The 1285-nt window shown below is 69.6% G+C and carries 1 protein-coding gene; it reads right to left on the bottom strand.

All coding sequences use genetic code 11. The features are described 5' to 3' along the window. On the bottom strand, positions 1–1285 hold a 1285-nt coding region (locus ACIQFU_RS38655), incomplete at both ends, for a polyketide synthase dehydratase domain-containing protein (protein ID WP_402558071.1).

Raw genomic sequence — 1285 nt, 5'->3', positions numbered from 1 at the left:
CCCTCACCCACTCCACACCAAACAACCCATCCACACCCGACCCCACCCCAGACACCAACCCCTCCCCCAACGACCGCACCACCAACGACTCCACCAACCCCACCGGCGCACCCAACACATCAGCAACCTCCACCCGCACCCCACCCGCATCCACCGGCGCCACCCGCACCCGCACCCGCGACGCACCCGACGCAAACAACTCCACACCCGACCACGCGAACGGAACCACCACCTCACCCAACCCACCACCACGCAACGCCACCACATGCAACGCCGCATCCAACAACACCGGATGCACCCCAAAACGCCCAGCCTCCGCACCCACCGAACCCGGCAACACCACCTCCGCGAACATCTCCTCACCACGACGCCACGCCGCACGCACCCCCTGGAAAGCGGGACCGTAGCTCAGGCCACCCTCCGCGAGATCGTCGTAGAAGCCCTCGACCGCCACCGGTCGGGCGCCGCGCGGTGGCCACTGCTCGAGTCCGGCGGGCGGCTTCCCGGTGCCGCCCGTCAAAAGGCCCGTGGCATGACGTGTCCAGGGGCCGTCCGTGATGTCGCCACCGGTACGAGCGTGCACGCTGAAGCGGCGCGCTCCGCTGCCGTCGGCGGGCTCCAAGGTCAGCTGGATCTGGGCACTGCCTCGAGCGGTGAGGATCAGCGGCGTTTCCAGGGTCAGTTCGTCGATCCGGCCGCAGCCGACCTCGTCGCCCGCTCGAATGGCCATCTCGACGAAGCCCGCGCCGGGGAACAGCACGTTGTTGTCGATCATGTGATCGGCCAGCCATGGGTGTGTACCGACGGAGAGCCGACCGGTGAACAGCAGGCCGCCCGACTCCGCCAGGTGCATGCTCTGGGTGAGCAGGGGATGGTCTGGGGCCGCCCCGGCCGGGCCATCACTCTCCAGCCAGTAACGGTGGCGCCGGAAGGCGTAGGTGGGCAGGTCGATCCGCTCGGCGCCCTGGCCGGCGAAGAAGGCTTCCCAGTCCACTGTCACGCCACGGGCATGGAGCTGCGCCAGCCCCGTCACCAACGACGTCTCCTCGTCCCGGCCCTTGCGCAGCAACGGCACGCCCACCGCGGCCGAACCCTCACCCACCGAGTCAGCCACCATCCCCGACAATGCCGACCCCGGCCCCACCTCCACGAACGACACCACACCCGCCGCCTCCACCGCCCGCACCGCGTCCGCGAACCGCACCGCCGACGAAATCTGCCCCACCCAATACCCCGGCGACGACATCACCCCAGCCCCCACCACCTCACCCGACACCGACGACAC

Origin of the sequence: Streptomyces sp. NPDC093065, assembly GCF_044754585.1 — a bacterium.
In the GTDB taxonomy this organism is placed as follows: Bacteria; Actinomycetota; Actinomycetes; order Streptomycetales; family Streptomycetaceae; genus Streptomyces.
The sequence above is the reverse complement of the archived record's forward strand: the minus strand, read 5'-3'. Positions and strand labels throughout refer to the sequence as shown.